At 73.4% G+C, this 17913-nt stretch carries 17 protein-coding genes; 11 read left to right on the forward strand and 6 right to left on the reverse strand.

The window, feature by feature from the left end:
• Positions 1–44 precede the first annotated feature (44 nt).
• Positions 45–683 carry a hypothetical protein gene (locus QEZ54_RS34190; RefSeq protein ID WP_281308919.1) on the reverse strand — a complete coding sequence of 213 codons (639 nt, stop codon included), beginning with the start codon at positions 681–683 and terminating at the stop codon, positions 45–47.
• 143 nt (positions 684–826) lie between these two features.
• Positions 827–1402, reverse strand: coding sequence for a TetR/AcrR family transcriptional regulator (locus QEZ54_RS34195; RefSeq protein ID WP_281308920.1), 576 nt, complete (start codon positions 1400–1402; stop codon positions 827–829).
• A 165-nt stretch (positions 1403–1567) separates the two neighbouring features.
• Here QEZ54_RS34195 and QEZ54_RS34200 point away from each other — a divergent pair, with 165 nt between their 5' ends.
• Positions 1568–2248 carry an NAD(P)-binding domain-containing protein gene (locus QEZ54_RS34200; RefSeq protein WP_281308921.1) on the forward strand — a complete coding sequence of 227 codons (681 nt, stop codon included), beginning with the start codon at positions 1568–1570 and terminating at the stop codon, positions 2246–2248.
• A 146-nt stretch (positions 2249–2394) separates the two neighbouring features.
• Complete coding sequence (locus tag QEZ54_RS34205; protein WP_281308932.1) at positions 2395–3972, forward strand: GAF domain-containing protein; 1578 nt, start codon at positions 2395–2397, stop codon at positions 3970–3972.
• Here the strand turns inward: QEZ54_RS34205 and QEZ54_RS34210 are convergent.
• Positions 3969–4610, reverse strand: coding sequence for a response regulator transcription factor (locus QEZ54_RS34210; protein WP_281308922.1), 642 nt, complete (start codon positions 4608–4610; stop codon positions 3969–3971). The genes QEZ54_RS34205 and QEZ54_RS34210 overlap by 4 nt on opposite strands.
• A 108-nt stretch (positions 4611–4718) precedes the next feature.
• Here QEZ54_RS34210 and QEZ54_RS34215 point away from each other — a divergent pair, with 108 nt between their 5' ends.
• The 8 genes from QEZ54_RS34215 (at position 4719) to QEZ54_RS34250 (ending at position 14296) form a co-directional block, all read left to right on the forward strand.
• Positions 4719–5699 (forward strand): nitroreductase family protein, encoded by a 981-nt coding sequence (locus tag QEZ54_RS34215; protein ID WP_281308923.1) that lies wholly within the window; start codon positions 4719–4721, stop codon positions 5697–5699.
• Positions 5700–5766: 67 nt separating this feature from the next.
• Complete coding sequence (locus QEZ54_RS34220; RefSeq protein WP_281308933.1) at positions 5767–6510, forward strand: FAD:protein FMN transferase; 744 nt, start codon at positions 5767–5769, stop codon at positions 6508–6510.
• 548 nt (positions 6511–7058) lie between these two features.
• Positions 7059–8468 (forward strand): ferric reductase-like transmembrane domain-containing protein, encoded by a 1410-nt coding sequence (locus QEZ54_RS34225; protein WP_281308924.1) that lies wholly within the window; start codon positions 7059–7061, stop codon positions 8466–8468.
• A 17-nt stretch (positions 8469–8485) separates the two neighbouring features.
• Positions 8486–8884 (forward strand): FMN-binding protein, encoded by a 399-nt coding sequence (locus tag QEZ54_RS34230; RefSeq protein WP_281308925.1) that lies wholly within the window; start codon positions 8486–8488, stop codon positions 8882–8884.
• Positions 8885–9021: 137 nt separating this feature from the next.
• The gene (locus QEZ54_RS34235) at positions 9022–11346 is read left to right on the forward strand and encodes an arylsulfatase (protein WP_281308926.1); all 2325 of its coding nucleotides are present in this window, start codon (positions 9022–9024) and stop codon (positions 11344–11346) included.
• 181 nt (positions 11347–11527) lie between these two features.
• A complete protein-coding gene (gene trpB, locus QEZ54_RS34240; RefSeq protein WP_281308934.1) occupies positions 11528–12688 on the forward strand; it encodes a tryptophan synthase subunit beta in 1161 nt (386 codons plus the stop codon).
• A complete protein-coding gene (gene trpA, locus QEZ54_RS34245; protein ID WP_281308927.1) occupies positions 12685–13485 on the forward strand; it encodes a tryptophan synthase subunit alpha in 801 nt (266 codons plus the stop codon). Before trpB ends, trpA begins: the two co-directional genes overlap by 4 nt.
• Positions 13486–13549: 64 nt before the next feature.
• Positions 13550–14296: a GntR family transcriptional regulator gene (locus tag QEZ54_RS34250; RefSeq protein ID WP_281308928.1), complete on the forward strand. Its 747-nt coding sequence runs from the start codon at positions 13550–13552 to the stop codon at positions 14294–14296.
• Positions 14297–14355: 59 nt separating this feature from the next.
• Here QEZ54_RS34250 and QEZ54_RS34255 read toward each other — a convergent pair whose 3' ends face one another.
• Positions 14356–14919: a carboxymuconolactone decarboxylase family protein gene (locus tag QEZ54_RS34255; RefSeq protein ID WP_281308929.1), complete on the reverse strand. Its 564-nt coding sequence runs from the start codon at positions 14917–14919 to the stop codon at positions 14356–14358.
• A 195-nt stretch (positions 14920–15114) separates the two neighbouring features.
• Here QEZ54_RS34255 and QEZ54_RS34260 point away from each other — a divergent pair, with 195 nt between their 5' ends.
• On the forward strand, positions 15115–15570 hold the full coding sequence (locus QEZ54_RS34260; RefSeq protein WP_281308935.1) for a GNAT family N-acetyltransferase: 456 nt from the start codon (positions 15115–15117) through the stop codon (positions 15568–15570).
• A gap of 2 nt (positions 15571–15572) precedes the next feature.
• Here QEZ54_RS34260 and QEZ54_RS34265 read toward each other — a convergent pair whose 3' ends face one another.
• Positions 15573–16793 (reverse strand): MFS transporter, encoded by a 1221-nt coding sequence (locus tag QEZ54_RS34265; RefSeq protein ID WP_281308930.1) that lies wholly within the window; start codon positions 16791–16793, stop codon positions 15573–15575.
• Positions 16765–17778, reverse strand: a complete 1014-nt coding sequence (locus tag QEZ54_RS34270) for a LacI family DNA-binding transcriptional regulator (RefSeq protein ID WP_281308931.1) — start codon at positions 17776–17778, stop codon at positions 16765–16767. Before QEZ54_RS34270 ends, QEZ54_RS34265 begins: the two co-directional genes overlap by 29 nt.
• Positions 17779–17913 lie beyond the last annotated feature (135 nt).

The raw sequence follows: 17913 nt of genomic DNA on the forward strand, positions 1-17913 counted from the left end.
GCGGGGCGGCCACCCGATGGCAGCCGCCCCGCAGGTCGCCCGGTTCAGGCCTCGACGCGCTCCCGGGCCGGTTCGACCGGGGCGAAGGCCGCGGTGCGCGGGGTGGTCCAGGCGTGCACGAACCCGGCCAGGGCCAGCAGCGCCATGAGCAGCGCGGCGAGGTAGGCAACCAGGGCCGCCTGACCCGCCTTGGTGCCGAACTCGCTGAAGCCGTACGTGGTCAGCAGCAGGCCGCGCAGGGTCTCGCCCTTGAACACGGTCTCCCGCTGGGCGGTGACGTCGGCCAGCTGCTGCTGCAGCTCGGCGAGGTTCGGGTCGTTGCTCTTGGCCGCCTCGGCGACCTTGGCGCGCAGCTCGGTCTGCGGTGCGCCGAGGTCGGCGTAGGTCCTGCCGCCCGCGATGCCCTTCAGGTGCAGGCCGATGAACTCGTTGGCGTACACCTCGGCCTGCTTGCCGGTGCTCAGCTGCTGTCCGGCGTACTCGACCAGGCCGGGCTGCCGGCGCTCCTCGTCGGTGAGGGTGTCGGCGGTCTTGAACGTGATGTTCTGGGCGCGCAGCTGCGTGGCCACGTAGTCGTCGGCGAAGTCGGCGTTGGACTTCAGCACGAATCCGGCTACCGCGAGCAGGACTGCCACGAGCAGGCCGCCGATGCTGAACATGAGGTCGAGGGTCCGGCGCTTCACGGTCGTCTCCTTGGGACGCTGGGGGTCTGCACCCAGCATCGCGCCGCGCGGCGGCCGGCCGGCAGAGTTGCAGGGCCCGTCCCGGCGGGACCAAAGCCCTTACCCGGTGCTGCCGACAGGCCCGGGAGATCCGGATGGGACGGTCACGACCGGCTGGTCGCGGCGGTCACCAGGGCTCGGGCGGCGGCCTTGGCGGCCTGGGCCGCGGCCGGGTCGGCGTCGAGCACCCCGGCGGACAGGCCGCCGTCGAGCAGCAGGGTGAGCTGCCGGGCGAGCAGGTCCGGGTCGGCCGCCGCGGCCCGGCGGGCCAGGTCGGTGATCCAGGCCCGGACGACCTGCTTGTGCTCGACGGTACGGGCGTGCACGTCGCTGCCCAGCGCCGATTCGGCGGCGGTGTTGATGAACGCGCAGCCGTGGTACCCCTCGCGGCGGCAGGCCCCGGCCAGCGCGTCGAACATGCCGACCAGCTGGTCGCGCGGATCCTCGCCCGCGGCCCGCGCGGCCGCCCGCAGGCCGCCGAACCAGGCCTGGTCCACCCGCTCCAGGTAGGCCAGGACCAGGTCGTCCTTGCGCGGGAAGTGCTTGTACAGCGTCGCCTTGGCCACGCCGGACTCGGCGATGACGGTGTCCACGCCCACGCCGCGCGGTCCGTGGGCGTAGAAGAGGCGGAACGCCGTGTCCAGGATCCGCTCGCGGGCCGGCTGGCGGGTCGGGTGCATGGGCTGACCTCCGTCACGTCACCGCTCATCGTACAGACGACCCGGTCTGTGCGTTCCGCTTGACCTGCCGCTATCAGTTGGCGTGCCAGCGGCCGAGGGGTAGACAGACCTGTCTGTTAGTCTCTGCCCGGTGAGTCCTGATCGAAGGATGGAAGAGGGCAGCTGATGAGGATCGCAGTACTGGGCACCGGCTCGGTGGGCCGGACGCTGGCGTCGGCGTTCGCGCGGCTCGGGCACGAGGTCACCGTCGGCACCCGCGACGTGGCGGGCACCCTGGCCCGGACCGGACCCGACGGCATGGGCAACGAGCCGTACAGCGCGTGGGCGCAGGCCAACCCGGAGGTGCGGCTGGCCGCCTTCGCCGACGTGGCGGCCGACGCCGACCTGGTCGTGAACGCGACGTCGGGCGATGCCTCGCTCGCGGCCCTGCGGGCGGTGGGCGAGGACGGGCTGGCGGGCAGGGTCGTCCTGGACGTCGCCAACCCGCTCGACTTCTCCAGGGGCTTCCCGCCGACGCTGTCGGTGCAGGGCACCGACTCGCTGGCCGAGCAGCTCCAGCGGGCGTTCCCGCAGGCCCGGGTGGTCAAGGCGCTGAACACCATGACCGCCTCCGTCATGGCCGACCCGCGCGGTCTGGCCGACGGGCAGCACACCGTGTTCGTCTGCGGAGACGACGCGGCGGCCAAGAAGACGGTGACCGGGCTGCTCGCGCAGCTGGGCCACCGGGACGTGCTGGACCTGGGCGACCTGTCCACCGCGCGCGGCGCCGAGATGCTGCTGCCGCTGTGGCTGCGCCTGTACGCGGCCCTGGGCACGAGCGAGTTCAATTTCAAGATCGTCCGCTGAGTACGAGCCGGGCTCGGCCCACCCGGGCCCGGCTCACTACGATCGGCACTGTGGAACCGCAGTGGGCGTCGCTTGGCCTCTCGCCGCTGTCGCGCGTGCAGCTCGACGAGCTGCTGCAGGAGCTGCTGGACCGCGTCTCGGAGGTGATGGCCAGCCGCGAGCGGCTGCGCAGCCTGCTGGACGCGGTCGTCGGCATCGGCACCGACCTGGACCTGCGCTCGACCCTGGAGCGGATCGTGGTCGCGGCCTGCCAGCTGTCCGGGGCGCGCTACGGCGCGCTCGGGGTGCTGGGCCCGGACGACCGGCTGGTCGAGTTCATCACCCACGGGGTGTCGCCGGACCAGCACGCGGCCATCGGCGACCTGCCGACCGGCCACGGCGTGCTCGGGCTGCTGATCTCGCACCCGGAGCCGGTGCGGGTGCCCGACATCTCGGCGCATCCGCGCTCGGTCGGCTTCCCGCCGCACCATCCGCCCATGCACAGCTTCCTGGGCGTGCCGATCCGCATCCGCGAGCAGGTGTTCGGCAACCTGTACCTGGCCGACAAGGCCAACGCGCCGGAGTTCACCGACGACGACCAGGAGATCACCATCGCGCTGGCCGCGGCTGCCGGCGCCGCGATCGAGAACGCCCGCCTGTACGCCGTCGGCCAGCGCCGCCAGCGGTGGCTGGCGGCCACGGCGGAGATCATCAACTCGCTGGGCGAGGACACCACCACAGCCGACGCCCTGGCCCTGGTCGCCCGGCGCGCCCGCGAGGTCGCCGAGGCGGACCTGGTCGCGATCCTGCTGTACGACGAGCAGACGGCCACCCTGCGGGTGGCCGTGGTCGACGCGGCCGAGCCCGTGCCGGGGCTGCTCGGGGCGGTGCTGCCGGTCGCCGAGACGGGCTTCGCGCCCGTGCTGGCCAGCCAGGAGGTGGTCCGGCTCGACCAGCTGGCGAAGGCGGCGCCGTGGCCCGCCGGGCTGCCCGACCTGCGGGCGGTCGCCGCCCCGTTCGCCGACGGCCAGGGCGTGCTGCTGGTCGCCCACTCCGGCCCGGCCCGGCCCGACGACGCGCTGATGCTCACCGCCTTCGCGGGCCAGGCGGGGCTGGCGCTGCACCGGGCGCAGGCGCGCGAGGACCGCGAGCAGCTGCTGGTGCTGTCCGACCGGGAGCGCATCGCCCGCGACCTGCACGACGTGGTCATCCAGCGGCTGTTCGCTACCGGCCTGCAGCTGCAGATGGTCGCCACCATGCCGTCAGTGAAGCCGGAACTGGCCGAGCGGATCGGGTCCGCCGTCGACGAGCTGGACAGCACCATCCGCGACATTCGCGGGGCGATCTTCGAACTGCGCAGCCCGGCCGGGCAGTCGCTGCGCGCCGAGCTGCGCGCCCTGGCCGACGGGGCGGCCGAGGCGCTCGGGTTCCGGCCGGAGCTGGTGCTGGACGGTCCGCTGGACAGCGCCGTGCCTGACGAACTGCGCGCCGACCTGCTCGCCGTGGTGCGCGAGGCGCTGTCCAACGTGGTCCGGCACGCGGCGGCCGGCAGCGTCGGGGTGCACGTACGGGTGGGCGGCGGCAGGCTGTCGGCGACGGTCTCCGACGACGGGCGCGGCGGCGCGGTCCCGCGCGGGGGCCTGGTCAACCTCGGCGAGCGGGCGGCCCTGCGCGGCGGCACGCTGTCGCTCGAACCCGCCCGGCCGTCCGGCACCGTGCTGCGCTGGACCGCCCCGACGCACTAGCGGCGGTGCTGGTCGCCGAGCTTCACGGCGAAGACCGCGGCCTGGGTGCGGCGCTCCAGCCCGAGCTTGGTGAGCAGGCTGGACACGTAGTTCTTGACGGTCTTCTCGGCCAGGAACATCTGGGCGGCGATCTGCCGGTTGGTCAGCCCGTCGGCGACGTAGCCGAGGATCTTGCGCTCCTGCTCGGTCAGGGCCTTGAGCTGGTCGGGCTCGTGCCGGGGGTGGCGGATGCGGTCGAGCACCCGCTGGGTGACGGCCGGATCGAGCAGCGACTGGCCCGCCGCGACCCGCCGTACGCCGTCGACCAGGTCGGTGCCCCTGATCTGCTTGAGGACGTACCCGGCGGCACCGGCCATGATCGCCGCGAACAGGGCCTCGTCATCCTCGTACGAGGTGAGGATCAGCCCCTGGATGCCCGGATCGACCGACCGGATGTCGCGGCACACGTCGATGCCGCTGCCGTCGGGCAGCCGCGCGTCCAGCACCGCCACGTCCGGGCGCAGCGCGGGGATGAGCCTGGTCGCCTCGGCGGCCGAGCCGGACTCGCCGACGACCTCGATGTCGCCCGCCGCCTGGAGCAGGTCGCGCAGGCCGCGCCGGACCACCTCGTGGTCGTCGAGCAGGAACACACGGATCACTCCTGCATTCTGCGCCCCCAGCAGCAACGCCGGACAGGGACCAAAGTCCCGCCCGGGAGGGACGCGCAGCACTGCCGCCCGCCCGGGTCGCGGGCGCACGGTGAAGGCATGTCCACGGTCATCTCATCTGAGCAGGCGTTGCGAAGCGCGGTTCGGTCCGCGCTGGTCGCGCCGTCGATCTTCAACACGCAGCCGTGGCGCTGGCAGCTCGATCCGCCGCGCGCGCGGCTGTACGCCGACCGCAGCCGCCAGCTGCTGGTGGCCGACCCGACCGGCCGGCTGCTTACGATCAGCTGCGGGGTGGCGCTGCACCACGCCCGTACCGTGCTGGCCGCGACCGGCCAGATCGCGGACGTCGCCCGGCTGCCCGACCCCGCCGACCGCGACCTGCTCGCCGAGCTGACGGTCGAGGGCTGCGCCGAACCGCAGCTGGAGCAGCTGCTGGCCGCCGGTGCGATCCAGCGGCGGCGCACCGACCGCCGCCCGTTCAGCCCCCGGCCGGTGCCGGAGGCGGCCTGCCGCACCCTGGCCCGCGCCGCCGGGCGGCAGGGCGCGCACGCGCTCGCGCTCGACCGCGACCGGGTGCCGCTGTTCGCGCTCACCGCCGTCCGCGCCTCGCTGATGGAGCTGGCCGATCCGGACTACCGCGCCGAGCTGGCCGACTGGACCCACCGTCCGCCGTGGAGCGGAGACGGCGTCGACACGGGCAGCTCGGTCCGGGCGGTGGCCCGGCGCGTGCCGGTACGCGACTACGCGCCCTTCGGCGGGCCGACCCTGCCCGCCGGTCCGGAGGACGACCGGGGCGCCCGCTACCTGCTGATCTATACCGACACCGATCTGCCGGGCGACTGGATCCGGGCCGGGGAGGCGCTGTCGGCGGTGCTGCTGTCGGCGGTGTCCGCGGGGCTGGCCACGGCGCCGATCAGCGACGTCACCGAGCTGTCCGCGACCCGCGACGAGCTGCGCGAGCTGCTGCCCAGGCCCGGCTGTCCGCAGATCGCGGTGCGCATCGGCTACCCGCCCGACGGCACGCCGCCGCCGACGGCCCGGCGGCTGCCCGAGGAGGTCGTCGAGCTGCCGCCGTGCTGAGCCGCCGCCGCTGAAGCGCCGCTACCCTGGCGGGGACATGAGTAGCCTGCGCCGGGTAGAGATGATCATGGGTACGGCGATCAGCGTCGACATCGCCGACGCCGCCCCGCCCGAAGTGGCCGCCGCCTGTGCCGAGCAGGCCTTCGCCTGGTTCCGCGAGGTGGATGAGCGGTTCAGCACGTACAAGGAGCACAGCGAGGTCAGCCGGCTGCGGCGGGGCGAGATCTCCGCCGGTCAGGCGTCGGACGGGCTGCGGCAGGTGCTGGCGGCCTGCGCTGACCTGTGGACCGAGACCGGGGGCTTCTTCGACGCGTCGGCCACCGGGCTGCTGGACCCGTCCGGGTACGTGAAGGGCTGGTCGGCGCAGGTGGCCTCCGACCGGCTCGCGGCGGCCGGGCTGGGGAACCACTGCGTCAACGCGGGCGGCGACGTGTGCGTACACGGTCGGCCGGGGCCAGGCCGGTCCTGGCGCGTCGGCGTGCAGCATCCGTGGGAGCGGGATCGGCTGGCCTGGGTGCTCGCGGTCGAGGACGTGGCGGTGGCCACCTCGGGCACGTACGAGCGCGGACTGCACGTGGTCGACCCGTTCACGGGGCGGCCCGCCGCTGAGCTGCGATCGGTGACCGTCGTGGGCGCGGACCTGGGCGCGGCGGACGCCTACGCCACGGCGGCGTTCGCGATGGGGCGGGCCGGGATCGACTGGCTGGCGGCCCGGGGGGACGTCGAATGGGCCGTGATCTGCGAGGACGGCCGGGCGTACCGCTCACCCGGCCTGCCCCTCGCCCCCGACGACGCGACCCTGGCCCCCTGAACCCGCGCCCGGAAACCACTGCGCCCTCGCCCGCGCGGAGCCTGGCGGACGCTGTCCGCCCGAGGCCGCGTCGCGGTTCAGCCCGACTGCGCGTCGCGGTTCAGCCCGAGTGCGTGTCGCGGTTCAGTCCGAGTGCGCGTCGCGCATCGCGTTGCGGTGCGCGCGGAGATCAAGTCATGGATCGGGTCGCGGTGCGGGTGGAGATCGCGGCTCGGGGTCGGAAAGTGGCGCTGGAGTCCAGGCTTCGACCCCAAATGCTGATCTTCGAGAGGAGATCGGCACTTGTGGACGGAATCCGGGGTTCTAGGCCAGGCCCGCGCACGCGAATGACCGAAGACGGCGATCTTCGAGGCCGAGGGTCCCGCCATACGGGAACGGTCGTCGCATCCACTGTGGTCACTGCACCGAAAGCGTCCCCAGGCCGCGATCTTCCGGGCGTGGGGAGCGAGGGGACGCCCCAGGTCCGATGCCCGCCGGAAGCGGTGCCTCTCAGGGGACTCCCAGCCTGCGGTGAGGCGAACGTGAACCGGATGCCGCATCGTGATGACATGAGCGCGGTTCAGCACACCAGCACAGGGCCCGGCCACGGGCAGGTCCGGGTCGCCGGATCCGCCCGCGCCGACGTGTACGCCGTGCTCGCGACCGCGCTCGCCGCACTCAGCCTGCTGATCGTCGCACTGCTGTGGACGGGCGGCGGCGGTCTGCGCGAGCTGGCCGACGGCGGCACCGCGGCGCTGGCGTCGGCCGGGCGGCTCACCGGGCTGCTCTCGGCCGACCTCCTGCTGCTCCAGGTGCTGCTGCTGGCCCGGATCCCGCTGGCGGAGCGGGCCTTCGGGCAGGACCGGCTGGCCCGCTGGCACCGGTGGGCCGGCTTCACCTCGTTCCACCTGCTGCTGGCGCACCTCGTCCTGATCACCCTCGGCTACACGGGCGCCGGTGGCGGCGGTCCGGTCGCCGTCTTCGTCGACCTGGTCGTGACGTACCCGGGCATGCTGCTCGCGCTGGCGGGCACGCTGCTGCTGGTCCTGGTGGTGGTCACCTCGCTGCGGGCGGCGCGGCGGCGGCTGCGCTACGAGTCCTGGCACCTGCTGCACCTGTACGCCTACCTCGGCATCGCCCTGGCCGTGCCGCACCAGCTGTGGACCGGTGCCGAGTTCGTCTCGTCCCCGGCCGCCACGGCCTACTGGTGGTCGCTGTACCTCCTCGCCACCGCCGCGGTGCTGGCGTACCGCGTGGCGCTGCCGCTGTGGCGCAGCCTCTACCACCGGCTGGCGGTGTCCCACGTGGTCGCCGAGGCGCCCGGCCTGGTCTCGGTCTACCTGCGCGGGCGCGGGCTGCGCCGGCTGCCGGTGCGGGCCGGGCAGTTCTTCCTGTGGCGGTTCCGGGACGGGCCCGGCTGGACCCGCGCCCACCCGTACTCGCTGTCGGGTCCGCCGCGCGGCGACCTGCTGCGCATCACGGTCAAGGACCTGGGCGACGGCAGCGCCCGCGCCGCGAGCCTGCGGCCGGGCACCCGGGTCTACGTCGAGGGGCCGTACGGGCGGCTGACCGGCGAGCACTACCGCGGCGGCCCGGTCACCATGCTGGCCTGCGGGGTCGGCATCACGCCGCTGCTGGCGCTGCTGTGGGAGCTGCCGTACCGGCCCGGTCAGGCGACCCTGCTCTACCGCGCCCGCGACGCGGCCGACCTCGCCTTCCGGGCCGAGCTGGACTGGCTGGCCGAGCACCGGGGCGTACGCGTGGTGACCCTGCTCGGCCCGCGCGCCCGGCCGGGCTCCTGGCTGCCGTACGGCCACTCCGGACCGCCCGCCGAGGCGCTGCGCCGCCTCGTCCCCGACCTGCCCCTGCACGACGTGTACGTCTGCGGCCCCGACGAGTGGACCGAAGCCGTCCGCCGCGCCGCCCGCGCCGCGGGCATCCCGGCCGAGCAGCTGCACACCGAACGTTTCGCCTGGTGACCGGAGAGGATCGACGGATGAGGCGCAACCTGCTCTGGCTGCTGTCGACGGTCACCGGGCTCGTCCTGCTGCTGTCGTACCGGACCAGCACCATGGGCGCGGACCCCGGCTCGGCCGCGCACGCCGACGCCCCGGCGACCGGTGCCGGCTACGACGGGTCGGTGGCGCACACCCGCTGGGGCGACGTGCAGGTGCGCATCACCGTCGACGGCGGCCGGATCACCGACGTCAAGGTGCTGGCCTTCCCCGACGGCAACCGCCGCGACCAGGAGATCAACGACTACGCCCTGCCGATCCTGCGGGACGAGGTAATCGCGGCGCAGAGCGCCGACATCGACACCGTCTCCGGCGCGACCGTCACCAGCGACGGCTACCGCGAGTCGCTGCAGGCGGCGATCGACGCGGCCCGCCTCTGAACGACCCGGTTCCAGGCGGCGCCCGGCCGGCCACCGTCTACTCAGGCACCTCGCCGGTCTGCTGACCGGGGCCGTGAGCTGGCCCAATCGGGCTCGCGGCGCGGGCGCGCCGCCTACGGTGGGGTGGGGGGTGTGCCATGTCGCAGGCGCAGTTCAAGGGTGTCATCAAGCTGGACGTGCGGGACTCGGTCGCGGACTGGACGCCGTACGAGTCGCCGAAGGCGCCCGAGGGCGCGCCGAACGTCCTGATCGTGCTGTTCGACGACACCGGCCTGGCCGCGTGGGAGCCGTTCGGCGGGCGCATCGAGATGCCGACGCTGAAGCGGCTGGCCGACAACGGGCTGCGCTACACGCAGTGGCATACCACGGCGCTGTGCTCGCCGACCCGGTCGGTCTTCCTGACCGGCCGCAACCACCACCAGAACGGCATGGCCTGCATCACCGAGGGCTCGATCGGGTTCCCCGGCGCCAACGGCCACATCCCGGCCGAGTGCGCGACGGTCGCGCAGGTGCTGCGGGACCGGGGCTGGAACACGTACTGGGTGGGCAAGAACCACAGCGTGCCGGTGGAGGAGGCCAACCCGGGCGCGAGCAAGCGCGGCTGGCCGCTGCTGAAGGGCTGGGACCGGTTCTACGGCTTCATCGGCGGTGAGACCAACCAGTGGTATCCGACGCTGGTCGAGGACAACCACTACATCGACCAGCCCTACCAGCCCGAGGACGGCTACCACCTGTCCAAGGACCTGGCCGACCGGGCGATCCAGATGCTGCGCGACAGCCGGGCCTGCGCCCCGGGCAAGCCGTGGCTGATGTGGTTCAACCCGGGCGCCAACCACGCCCCGCACCACGTGGCCACGGAGTGGGCGGACCGCTACCGGGGCAGGTTCGACGACGGGTACGAGTCGTACCGCGACTGGGCGCTCAAGCGGATGACCGAGCTGGGGGTCATGCCGCAGGGCACCCGGTTGACCGAGCTGAACCCGATGCCGGAGGGCACGTTCGACCCCAATGACACGGTACGGCCGTGGGATTCGCTGTCCGCGGACGAGCAGCGGCTGTTCGCGCGGATGGCCGAGGTGTACGCCGGGTTCTCCGAGTACACCGACCACCAGATCGGCCGGATCGTCGAGTTCCTGGAGCAGACCGAGCAGCTCGACAACACCCTGATCCTGTACTGCGCCGACAACGGCGCCTCGGCCGAGGGCGGCCCGAACGGGTCGGTCAACGAGAACAAGTTCTTCAACGGCTGGCCCGACGAGATGGCCGAGAACATGCGCCACCTCGACGACCTGGGCAGCCCGGACACCTACAACCACTACCCGACGGGCTGGACCGCGGCGTTCAGCACCCCGTTCAAGATGTTCAAGCGCTACTCGTACGCGGGCGGTACCGCCGATCCGCTGGTGATCTCGTGGCCGAAGGGGATCCGGGCGCGGGGCGAGATCCGGCACCAGTACCACCACGTCACCGACATCGTGCCGACGATCCTCGACTGCTGCGGCGTCGAGTTCCCCGACACGGTCGCGGGGGTGCGGCAGGTGCCGCTGCCCGGCGTGTCGATGCGGTACAGCTTCGACGACGCCGACGCGGCCACCACCAAGCGGCAGCAGTACTACGCGATGCTCGGCACCCGGGGCATCTGGCAGGACGGCTGGAAGGCCGTCGCCGTGCACGGCCCGACCTCGGGCCTGGGCCGCTTCGACGCCGACGCGTGGGAGCTGTACTACACCGACGACGACCGGGCCGAGGCCGTCGACGTCGCCGCGAAGCATCCGGAGAAGCTCGAAGAGTTGACGGCGCTGTGGCTGTCGGAGGCGCAGCGGTACCAGGTGCTGCCGCTGGACGACCGGTTCCCGCGCGAGATCCTGGCCGATCCGCGTCCGCAGCCGTTCCCGGCGACCGACAGCTACGTCTACTACCCGGACGCGGCCGAGGTGCCCGAGGCGATCGCGGCGAACACGCGCGGCCGGTCGTACCGGCTGCTGGCCAGCGTCGAGATCGCCGATCCAGACGCGGCCGGGGTGATCTTCGCGCACGGCTCGCGGTTCGGCGGGCACGCGCTGTTCCTCAAGGACCGCAGGGTCCATTACGTGTATAACTTCCTGGGTGTGCCGCCGGAGCAGCGCTTCGTCTCCGAACCGCTGACGCCCGGCCGGTACGTCCTGGGCGTGGAGTTCGCCAAGCAGGGCGAGGGCGAGCACCACGAGACGCTGGGCCATACGAAGCTGTGGGTCAACGACACGATGGTCGCCGAGGGTCCGATGCGGACCCAGATCGGGATGTTCTCGCTGTGCGGCGACGGCCTGTGTGTGGGGCGTGACAGCAGCGACCCGGTCTGCGCCGACTACCCCCAGCCGTCGGTGTTCCGGGGCGGCACCATCAGCCAGGTCGAGGTCTACGTCGGCCAGGACCAGTACCTGGACCTGGAGAAGGAGGCCTTCGCCGCGCTGGCCCGCGACTGACCACCCGGCACCCGCCGTATCGCGCCCCGTCGCGCAAGACCGCTCAACTTTGATGGTCTTGGGAGTGGGTGGCGGGAGGGAGGGCCGGTGTGCCAGGATGGGCAACAGTTCTAGAACAGTTGGAGGAACTGTGGGAACCGTCGCTGCTCAGAGCCCTGCGCTGCTGCCCGCCGCCGGGCTGATGCGTGATCCGGGAGGCACCGGCCGCTTCGGCGAGTTCGGGGGCCGCTTCGTGCCCGAGTCGCTGATCCCGGCCTGCGCCGAGGTGGAGGAGGCGTTCCGGCAGGCGTGGTCGGACGCGGGCTTCCGCCAGGACCTGGACCGCCTGCTGGCCGTGTACGCGGGCCGCCCGACCGCCCTCACCCCGGCCTGGAGCCTGTCCGCCGAACTGGGCATCACCCTGCTGCTCAAGCGGGAGGACCTGGCGCACACCGGCTCCCACAAAATCAACAACGTGCTCGGTCAGGCGCTGCTCGCCCGGCGGATGGGCCGCACCCGGCTGATCGCCGAGACCGGGGCGGGGCAGCACGGCGTCGCCACCGCCACCGCCGCCGCGCTGCTGGGCCTGGGCGCCACCGTCTTCATGGGCGAGAAGGACATGGCCCGCCAGGAGCTGAACGTGCACCGGATGCGGGTGCTCGGCGCCGAGGTCGTCCCGGTCACCAGCGGCAGCCGTACGCTGAAGGACGCCACCAGCGAGGCGATGCGCCACTGGGTGACCTGCGTCGACGAGGCCTACTACTGCCTCGGGTCGGTCATGGGCCCGCACCCGTACCCGTGGATGGTGCGCGAGTTCCAGCGCGTCATCGGCACCGAGGCCAGGGCGCAGTGCGCCACCGAACTGCCCGCCGCGATCCCGGACTACGTCGTCGCCTGCGTCGGCGGCGGCTCCAACGCGGCCGGCACCTTCGCCGGGTTCGCCGACACGACCGCGCAGCTCATCGGGGTCGAGGCGGCCGGGGGTGCCGCGATCGCCGACGGGCGGGTCGCGGTGATGCACGGGCACCGCTCGTACGCGGTCCAGGACGAGCACGGGCAGATCCTGGAGGCCGAGTCGATCGCGGCCGGGCTTGACTACCCCGGCGTCGGACCGGAGCACGCGCACCTGCACGACATCGGCCGCGCCCGCTACGTCACCGTCACCGACGACGAGGTGCTCGCCGCCGTACGCCGGCTCGCCCGCGCCGAGGGGATCCTGCCCGCGCTGGAGTCCGCGCACGCCGTGGCCTGGGTGATCCGGGCCGCCGAGGGCGGCGAGCTGCCGCCGCGCGCCACCGTGCTGCTCACCCTGTCCGGCCGGGGCGACAAGGACACCGCGACCCTGCTGGAGGTGGCCCGATGACCGCGACGATCAGCGGCACCGCGCTCGGACCGCACCTGCGGCGGCGCCGCGACGCCGGCCGCAAGCTGCTCGCGCCGTACCTGACCGGCGGCGTCCGTGCCGACTGGACCGACTACCTGCTCGCCTACGCCGAGGCGGGCGCCGACACGATCGAGGTCGGGCTGCCGTTCTCCGAACCGGTGGTCGACGGGCCGACCGTGCAGGAGGCGTCCCACCTGGCGCTGCGTCGGGGCGCCAACGTCCGCGACATCCTGGCCGACCTGCGGCGGGTGCGGGTCGGCATCCCGCTCACCGTGATGACCTACTACCACCTGGTGCAGCGCGAGGGTGCCGAGGTGTTCTGCGCGAACCTCGCCGGGGCGGGGGTGCGCGGGCTGATCGTGCCGGACCTGCCGGTGGACGAGCTGGGCACGCTGGAGCGCGCGGCCACGGCCGCCGGGGTGGACCTGGTGCTGGTCGCCGCGCCCAGCAGCACCCCGGCCCGGCTGCGGGAGATCGGGACCAGGAGCAGAGGTTTCGTGTACGCGGTCAGCGTGATGGCCCCCACCGGGGTCCGCGACGAACTAGCCGACACCGCCGGCGTGCTCGCCGGGCAGCTCAAGCAGGCCACCGACCTGCCGGTGCTGCTCGGCTTCGGCATCGCCACCCCCGCGCACGCCGTGGCCGGGGCGCACGTCGCCGACGGGGTCGCGGTCGGCTCCGCGCTGATGCGCGCCGTCCTCGACGGAGAGTCTCCGGCCCAGGTCGGGGCGCGGGTGGCGGCGATGCGCGACGCGCTGGACCGGGCGTACCCCTGAGCGGTGCGGCGGGGGCGCGATACTGCTCGCGTCCCCGCCGCACCGCCGACAGGAGCGCCCGCGCATGCCAGGTCCCCGCTACCGGGCCATCGCCGCCGACATCGCCGACCGCATCCGCCGGGGCGAGTACGCCCCCGGCACCGCCCTGCCCGCCCAGCGCGAGCTCGGGGCCAGCTACGACGTGGCGCTGGCGACGGTGCGGCAGGCGCTGCAGGCCCTGGTAGACGACGGGCTGATCGTGGTCGAGGCCGGTCGCGGCACCTTCGTCGCGCCGACCCGCCCCGCGTACCGGCTCGACACGCTGCGCAGCTTCGTCGACGACCTGCGCGACCAGGGGCACCAGGTGGCCACCCGGGTCGTGTCGTGCTCGCTGCGGACCATGCCCGCCTGGGCCGCCGCGCAGTGGGGCGAGCGCGACGCCGCCGCCCGCGCGCTGCGGCTGGAGCGGGTGCGGCTCGTCGACGGGGCACCCGCCATCCACCAGGTCTCCTGGGTCGACCAGCCGTACGCCGACCAGTTGCGCACCTGCGACTTCACCACCACCGCGCTGTACGCGGCGCTCGCCGACGCCGGGATGCTGATCGCCTCGGCGGGCGAGCAGATCGCCGCCCAGGCGCTGCCCGCCGCCAGTGCCGCGCTGCTGGAGCGGGCCGAGGGGACACCGGTGCTGGTCAGCGAGCGGGTCACCCGCACGGTCGCCGGGACGGTCGGCGTGGTGGACCGGGCCGTCATCGCCGCCGAACTGGCCATCCGGGCCCAGCGGACGGTGACCCAGGTGTCGGTCCAGTGGGGCGCCCCCGGGAGAGCCTAGATCTTGTGCACTTTCCGTCGTTCCAGCAGCGGAAAGTGCACAAGATCCGGCTGCTCGCCTCAGGCGGCCGGGGTGGCCTCCTTGGCGAGCACGCCCAGGTAGCCGTTGGCGACGATCAGCTTGGCCCGGTCGGTGTAGAAGTCCGGATCGTCGGGCAGCGTGGTGGCCAGCCCGTCGACGTAGCGGTTGAACATGCAGAACGCCGCCGCGATCAGCACCGTGTCGTGGATCTCCAGGTCGGAGGCGCCCTCGGCCTTGGCCGCGGCGACGAGCTCTCCGGTGACCTCGCGACCGCTGCGCTGGACCGCCCCCGCGATCGCCAGCAGTGCCCGCAGCTTCGCCGAGACCGGGGCCGCTCCGGCGTCGGCGCACACCGACTCGACCAGCTCCATGCCCTCCGGCAGCTGCGCGGCGGCATAGGCGGCGTGCGCCGAGTAGCAGTACCGGCACTCGTTGCGCCCCGACACGTAGGCGGCGATCAGCTCCCGTTCGCCCCGGGTCAGCGTGCTCGGCCCGCACAGCAGCGCCTCGACGAGCCCGTTGAGCGGAACCGCGGTCTCGGGGCGGAAGCGGAACAGGCCCCGGATGCCCGGCTGGTCGGTGGGCAGGGTCACGTGCGGCATGGGTACTCCTTCACGGAGGGCGGACACCGGGTGCGGCACCACGGCTCACCACCGGCCAAAGTCATAGACAACTCTAGATCAGTCGATCTGATCCGCGAATGGGCGCACGAGTCTTGCGGCGCGGCAGTACCATCCCGCGTGACCGGCACCCCATCGGCCGCGGCGGCGGCGCAGCCCCGGACGGGCCGTTCTAGGCTGTCGGTCATGATCTTCCGGGAGGCGACGCGGGCCGAGCTGCCCGCCATCATCGCGCTGCTGGCCGACGACGTGCTCGGCAAGGCCCGCGACTTCACCGAGGTGGACGAAGCCTACGAGCGCGCCTTCGCCGCGATCGACGCCGACCCCCGCAACCTGCTGATCGTCGCCGACGACGCGGGCGAGATCGTCGGCTGCTTCCAGCTCACCTACATCCCGGGCCTGGGCCGCCACGGTGCCGAGCGGTCGCTGATCGAGGCGGTCCGGGTGCGTTCGGACCGGCGCGGGCAGGGCATCGGCGAGCGGATGATGCGGTGGGCGATCGACCAGGCGCAGGCCCGCGGCTGCGCCCTGGTGCAGCTGACCACCGACAAGACCCGCCAGGACGCGCACCGCTTCTACCAGCGGCTCGGCTTCGTGGCCAGCCACGAGGGCATGAAGCTCAGCCTGAGCTGAGGTCAGCCGCCCGAGCGGCGCAGATGCCCGGCCAGCGGCGACCACAGTCCCAGTTGCACGGCCGCGAGCAGCGTCGCGAACGGCAGCAGGATCCAGGTGCCGCTGGTCTGCGCGAGCGTGCCCGCCAGCCAGGGCAGGGTGGCGCCGCCGACGGTGGTCAGGCCGTTGGTGATGCCGATGGCGGTCGGGACCAGCCGCTGCTCGGTCAGCCGGGGCATGACCGCCATGATGGTGGGGAAGATCGGGCCGAGGAAGAACCCCAGCACGGCCAGCCCCGCCGCTGCCGCGGCCGGATGCGGCACCGCCCAGATGAGCAGGCAGGCGGCGGCGGTGCCGCCGAGGCACGCGTACGCCATGGCGGCGGTGCCCAGCCGCAGCCGCCCCGCGATCGGGCTGATCAGGAAGCGGCCCAGGGTCAGGCCCAGCCAGTAGCCGCTGACCGCGTAACCGGCGTCCAGGTCGGACAGGGCGCGCTCGGCGCGCAGGTAGCTGTAGCCCCAGCTGCCGACGCTGATCTCCAGGCCGACGTACACGGCCAGGAAGATGCCGGCGATGATGACGCGCGGCCTGCGGATGGTCGTGGCTAGCAGGCCCGGTCCGGCGGACGACTCCGCCCGGGCGGGGCGGGGCGTGGGGGGATGGGCCCGCAGGAAGCCGACCAGCAGGGGCAGGCAGATCAGCGCCTGCACCGCCCATACCGCGGTCCAGGCGGTGCGGGTGAGCAGCCACGCGGCCAGCAGCGGGCCGAGCAGCGCGCCCACGCCGAAGAAGGCGTGCAGCCGGTTGATGCGGTCGGTGGCGTGCGGCAGGTCGGCCAGGTGGGCGTTGAGCGCCGCCTCCAGCAGGCCGGTGCCGACCCCGGCCAGCAGCGCCACGGCGACGAAGGCCGCCAGCGGCGGGCGGGTCGCGGTGTAGAGCGCGGCCGCGGCGAAGGCGGTGGTCCCGGTCAGCAGCGTCGTGCGTACGCCGTACCGGTGTATCAGCGCGCCCGCTCCCGTCGCACCCAGCAGGAAGCCCGCCCCGGAGGTGAAGAACGTCAACCCGATGGTGGCCTTGTCCACCCCGTAGTCGGTGATCTGCGCGGGCAGCAGCACCCCGCCGACCCCCGAACTGATCCCGACCAGCAGGAACGCCGCGTACGCCAGCAGCACCGAGGCCCGGACGCCGGGCTGTGCCGGCGCGGGCGCCGCCTGCTCAGCCACGCGGGGCGCAGGCGCTGTCACGGATCACCAGCTCGGTGGCGAGTTCGACCCGCGGGCTCTCGATCTTCTCCCGCTGCGCCAGCCGCAGCACGGTACGTGCCGCGAGCAGTCCCATCTCGGCCAGCGGTTGGCGGACCGTGGTCAGCGGCGGGGAGCACCAGCGGACTTCGGGCAGGTCGTCGAAGCCGACGACGCTGATGTCGTCGCCGACGCGCAGTCCCTTGCGGCGGATCGCCTCGTACACGCCGAGGGCCATCTGGTCGCTGGAGGCGAAGATGGCCGTCGGCGGTTCGGCCAGCTCCAGCAGCTGGGTGCCGCCGGTGTACCCGGCCTCGTGGTAGAAGTTGCCCGGGTAGATCAGCTTGTCGTCGGCGGGCAGCCTGGCGGCGTCGAGCGCGGTGCGGTAGCCGTCGAGGCGGGCGCGGCTGCACAGCAGCTGCGGCGGCCCGGCGATGAACCCGATCCGCTGGTGGCCGAGGTTGATCAGGTATTCGGTGGCGCGCAGGGCGCCGTTCCAGTTGGTGGCGCCGATGGTCGGCGCCTCCTGCGGCGGCACCCCGGCGGGGTCGACGATGACCACGGGGATGTTAAGGCGGCGCAGCTCGGCCTGCAGCGGGGGCTCCAGGGTGGACGTGACGAAGATGACGCCCTCGGTGGAGCGCGAGCGCATGTTGTCCAGCCACTGCTTGGCCGAGGAGGCGCGGCGGTGGATGGCCGAGACCACGGTGCCGACCCCGGCGGCGTGGGCGACGTCCTCGACCCCGCGGATGATCTCGACGGCCCAGGGGCTGTCCAGGTCGTTGAAGACGAGGTCGATCAGGCCGGAGGTGCTGCGGACCGAGGTGGTGCGGCGCTGGTAGCCGTACCGGTTGAGCAGCTCTTCCACGCGTTGGCGGGTGGTGGGGGAGACGTCGGAGCGGCCGTTGATGACCCGGGAGACGGTCGGCACGGAGACGCCTGCCTCGCGGGCGATCGCCGCGATGGTGACCTTGCGGTTGTCGTCCACTCGGGAGTGCTCCTTCGGTGCTCGGTGCGGCCGCCGGATCGGTGGCCAGCGGGGAGGGCGCTGGACGGCCCTCCCCGGCGGGGGAGTCCGGGTGACCTTGGAGGGTACCCGGCGGTCGGTCCGGGTCAGCCCTTA

Source organism: Catellatospora sp. KI3 (genome assembly GCF_029948125.1).
Taxonomy (GTDB): domain Bacteria; phylum Actinomycetota; class Actinomycetes; order Mycobacteriales; family Micromonosporaceae; genus Catellatospora.